Annotated in this window: 4 protein-coding genes and 1 pseudogene; all 5 read right to left on the reverse strand. The window is 69.2% G+C overall.

Going from position 1 to position 4,569, the window contains the following annotated elements; translation table 11 throughout:
- Positions 1–599: 599 nt before the first annotated feature.
- A complete protein-coding gene (gene rfbC / locus IH13_RS0121265) occupies positions 600–1,187 on the reverse strand; it encodes a dTDP-4-dehydrorhamnose 3,5-epimerase (protein ID WP_031086786.1) in 588 nt (195 codons plus the stop codon).
- A gap of 2 nt (positions 1,188–1,189) precedes the next feature.
- Positions 1,190–2,170, reverse strand: a pseudogene (rfbD, locus tag IH13_RS38025) (dTDP-4-dehydrorhamnose reductase).
- The gene (gene rfbB / locus IH13_RS0121275) at positions 2,149–3,138 is read right to left on the reverse strand and encodes a dTDP-glucose 4,6-dehydratase (RefSeq protein ID WP_031086789.1); all 990 of its coding nucleotides are present in this window, start codon (positions 3,136–3,138) and stop codon (positions 2,149–2,151) included. Before rfbB ends, rfbD begins: the two are co-directional and overlap by 22 nt.
- Positions 3,135–4,202, reverse strand: a complete 1,068-nt coding sequence (locus IH13_RS0121280; protein ID WP_031086790.1) for a glucose-1-phosphate thymidylyltransferase — start codon at positions 4,200–4,202, stop codon at positions 3,135–3,137. The genes rfbB and IH13_RS0121280 overlap by 4 nt, the downstream gene beginning before the upstream one ends.
- Positions 4,199–4,569: glycosyltransferase (locus IH13_RS0121285; protein WP_031086792.1), on the reverse strand; the 371-nt coding region annotated here is incomplete at its 5' end. The genes IH13_RS0121285 and IH13_RS0121280, both read right to left, overlap by 4 nt.

Genomic DNA, 4,569 nt, shown 5'->3' on the forward strand with positions numbered 1-4,569 from the left:
GGCCCGCTTCGGCTTCTGGAGCTCGGCCACCTCCGCCTGATGCGGCTGGCAGTACGCGACACCTTCCCTGCCACCCGACCATGATCAACAATCCAGGACTCGACGTCTCACCGCCTACCGTGCACGACCTCGTCAAGAGCTCGTAACAGGATCTCGTTGAGGTGCCCTGGCCGGGCGGACCGCTGTGACGATGTGATCGTTCGGGGGGTGTGACGACTCGGCCGTGGATCGTGAACGACGACTTGTGGGCTTTGATCGAACCGTTGCTGTCACCCTGGCCGAAGCGGTCTCCGGGCTCAAGCCCATCCCGGACCGGCTGTGCCTGCAAGGCATTCTGTACGTCCTGCGCCAAGACATCGCGTAGCAACTCCTGTCCCCAGAGCTGGGATTCGGCTCTGGACAGACCTGCTGGCGGCGCCTGGACCGGTGGCAACAGGCGGGAGTCTTCAAGCAACTGCACCGGATCCTGCTCACGAGGCTGAACGCGGCTGGCGCACTGGACCGGTCCCGCGTGCGTGGACTGCTCTCACGTCCGCGTGAAAAGGGGGGGAGCCGCCGTCACGGACGTGACCCACCCCTCCGGGAGACCGATCGGGCGCCTACGCCCCCAGGGACAGCGACGCGCAGTCCTCGTACCTGGGGAGAATGCCGGACTCCAGGGCCTCCGCGAGGGTCGGCGCCGACGCGTCCCTCGGGGAGAGCAGCGGGTAGGGGCCGGTCGGCCAGCCGATGGCGAGGGCCGGGTCCAGAGGATTGACGGAGTGCTCGCGGCGCGGCGCGTAGCCCTGGGAGCAGACGTACATCACCGTCGCGTCATCGGTGAGTGCCATGAAGCCGTGCCCCAGTCCTTCGGACAGATAGAGGGAGCGCCTGTTGTCCTGAGTCAGCTCGACGGCCTCCCAGGTGCCGAATCCGGGGGAGCCGACCCGGAGGTCCACGGCCACGTCGAGCACCGCGCCGCGCACACACGTCACGTACTTGGCCTGCCCCGGAGGCACGTCGGCGAAGTGGATGCCCCGTACCGTGCCCCGGCGTGAGACGGAGACGTTGACCTGAGCGAGTTCGAGCGTGTGGCCCACCGATCGCGCGAACTCCTCCGCGCTGAAGGCTTCATGGAAGCTGCCTCGCTCATCCGCCTGCACCACCGGAACATGGAGCCAGGCTCCGGCTATGGTGAGTCTCTGCATCGTCAATCTCCCGAGCGGTTCAGAACGGGCCAGGCGGTGTGCAGCGCTTCCCTCCAGTGGCGTCTGCCGGGCAGGCCAGCCGCCGACCACCGATGGTGCGCGAGGGTGGACCGCCCGGGGCGGGAGGCTGGGCGGGCCAGGTCCGAGGCCCGGATCGGACGTACCCGGTCGGCGTCCTCACCCAGCAGGAGGAACACCTCACGGGCCAGCCCGTACCAGGTGGTCTCGCCCGCGTTGCTGGCATGCAGGATCCCGGACACGGACGGCCGGGACAGCAGGCCCTCGACCCCGTCTGCGACGTCCGACGTCCACGTCGGCTGTCCGTACTGGTCGTCCACCACGTCGACCGGGGCCTTCCCGCGGGCGAGCCGGATCATGGTGCGGACGAAGTTCGGGCCGCCCGCGCCTTAGAGCCAGCTGCAGCGCAGGACGCAGCCACTGTCGGGAAGCACGTCGAGCACCGCTCGCTCTCCAGCGAGTTTGCCGCGTCCGTAGGCGTTGACCGGGCCGGGCTCCGCGCTCTCCGGGTAGGGCGTCTCGGTGGCGCCGTCGAAGACGTAGTCGGTGGAGATGTGGATCAGCCTGCTGCCGGCGTCGGCACACTGCTCGGCCAGCAGGGCGGGGCCTTCCGCGTTCAACAGGTACGCGTGCTCCTCGTCCGTCTCCGCCCGGTCGACCGCCGTGTAGGCGGCGCAGTTGACGACGGCGTCCGGCCGATGGGTGCAGAGGGCGTCGTGAACCGACCGACGCCGGGTGATGTCGAGGACGGGCCGGGGCGGGGCGAGGACCCGGTGTCCCGCCGCGCGCAGCACGCGCACCATGTCCTGGCCGAGCAGGCCGTTCGCACCGATGACGACGACGGTCGTCTGCCCACCCCCGCTCCCGGCGGCGGGTGGGACGGACTGGGTGATGACCACCTCTTGGGAAGCCTTCCGGGAAGCAGGTGAAGCAGGGCGGCGGATCAGACGCGGAAGGATTCCCACCAGGCGCGGTTGTCGTGGTACCAGCGGACGGTTTCGGCGAGCGCCTCGGCGAAGTCCCTGCGGGGTGCGTAGCCGAGCTGGGCGCGGATCTTGGTGCAGTCCACCGAGTAGCGGTGGTCGTGCCCCTTGCGGTCGGCGACGTGTTCCACGCTGTCCGGGCCCGCGCCGCACTCGTCGAGGAGCCGCTCGGTGAGTTCCCTGTTGGACAGTTCGGTGCCGCCACCGATGTTGTAGACCTCGCCCGGACAGCCCTGGGCGCGCACCAGTTCGATGCCTTGGACGTGGTCGTCGATGTGCACCCAGTCCCGGACGTTGCGCCCGTCGCCGTACAGCGGGACCTTCCGGCCCGACATCAGGTTCGTGATGAACAGCGGGATGAGCTTCTCGGGGAACTGGTGGTGCCCGTAGTTGTTGGAGCAGCGGGTCACTCTCACGTCCAGGCCGTGGGTGCGGTGGTGGGCGAGGGCGATGAGGTCGCTGGACGCCTTGGTCGCCGAGTACGGTGAGCTCGGCCTGAGCGGTTCCCTCTCCGTCCAGGAGCCTTCGTCGACGGAGCCGTAGACCTCATCGGTGGAGACATGCACGAAGGTCTCGATCCCATGGCGCAGGGCCGCGTCGAGGAGGGTCTGGGTTCCGACAACGTTGGTCCTGACGAACTCGCCCCCTCCCACGATGGAACGGTCGACATGCGACTCGGCGGCGAAGTGGACCACCTGGTCGTGGGCGGCGACGATTTCGTCGACAAGTCCGGTGTCGCAGAGGTCGCCGTGGACGAACGCGAAGCGGCCGCTGTCGCGCACGGAGTCAAGGTTGGCCGGGTCGCCCGCGTAGGTCAGCTTGTCCAGCACGGTTATCCGTACGTCGTCCCGGCTCTCCGGGAGCATCGGCGGGCCGAGCAGCGTGCGAACGTAGTGGGAGCCGATGAAGCCGGCACCGCCGGTCACCAGGATGTTCGTGGGAGGCGTCATGAGGATATCTGCACGTTGCTGTGGTCGCCCAGCACGAGGCGGTGGGCGGCGGGGTTACGGGGCGCGGGGGTGACCTCGAGGTGGCGGCCGATCAGTGACGCCTCGACTCGGCGCACGCCCTTCACGGAGGCGGACTGAAGGACGATCGAGTACTCGATCTCGCAGTCCTCAATGAGGCAGTTCTCCGAGACGGAGGTAAAGGGGCCGACGTAGGAGTCGGTGATCACGGCCCCCGGGCCGATGACCGCCGGGCCCACGATGCGGCTACGGGTCACCCGCGCCCCGGCGTCGACGCGCACCCGTCCGATGACCTCGCTGGCCTCGTCCACGGAGCCCTCGACGAGCGGGTCGACGCGTTCCAGGACGGAGCGGTTCACCTCCAGCATGTCGGTGACGTTGCCGGTGTCCTTCCAGTACCCGGCGACGGTGGTGGCCTGGACGTCACGACCGGTGTCGATCAGCCACTGGATGGCGTGGGTGATCTCCAGTTCGTCGCGACAGGAGGGCTCGATGGCGCGGACCGCCTCGTGGACGGCGGCGGTGAACAGGTACACACCGACCAGGGCCAGATCGCTCCTGGGCTGGGCCGGCTTCTCCTCCAGACCGATCACCCGGCCGTCCGCATCGAGTTCGGCGACGCCGAAGGCGCCCGGGTTCGGGACATGGGTGAGGGGGATGCGGGCGTCCGGCCGTTCGGTGCGGAACTCCTCGACCAGTTCGCTGATGCCACCGACGATGAAGTTGTCCCCGAGGTACATCACGAAGTCGTCGTCGCCGAGGAACTCGCGGGCGATGAGCACCGCGTGAGCCAGGCCCAGCGGGGCTCGCTGCGGGATGTACGTGACGTTCAACCCGAGCTTGGCGCCGTCGCCGACGGCCTCGTGGATCTCCTGGGCCGTGTCCCCCACGATGATGCCGACCTCGGTGATCCCGGCGTCGGCGATCGCCTCAAGGCCGTAGAAGAGCACCGGTTTGTTCGCCACCGGCACCAGTTGCTTCGCCGACGTGTGGGTGATCGGCCGTAGTCGGGTGCCGGCGCCCCCGGCGAGCACAAGTGCCTTCACGATCGCCCCCTGCCGTTCCGCCCGGCCACGGCGTGCGTGTCCACCAGACGCTGGAGCGCACCGACGACCTCGGCCGGGGAGGGCTGGGCGGCGATCTCCGCCCGCACCGATCGGGCCCGGTCGCGGTAGGAGGGGGTGTACAGCAGCTCTTCCGCGGCCTCGCGGAGCCGGTCACGGTGCTGCTCGCCCGGCTCCAGGGTGATCGCCGAGCCGTGTGCGGCGATGCGGTCGCAGGGCGGGAACATCTTGGGGATGTTCGGGATGAGCAGCTGGGGAACGCCCGCGTTCAGGGCGCTGAGCGCGGTCTGCCCGCCACCGTGGTGCACGATGAGGTCGCAGGTGGTGAGCAGGGTGTCCAGCGGCAGCC

It is taken from the genome of Streptomyces sp. NRRL WC-3549, assembly GCF_000721935.1.
Taxonomy (GTDB): Bacteria; Actinomycetota; Actinomycetes; order Streptomycetales; family Streptomycetaceae; genus Streptomyces.

Bases quoted from the DNA above. Each gene is read 5' to 3' on its own strand.
- rfbC (WP_031086786.1), bottom strand. From the start codon at position 1,187: ATGCAGAGACTCACCATAGCCGGAGCCTGGCTCCATGTTCCGGTGGTG.
- rfbB (WP_031086789.1), bottom strand. From the start codon at position 3,138: ATGACGCCTCCCACGAACATCCTGGTGACCGGCGGTGCCGGCTTCATC.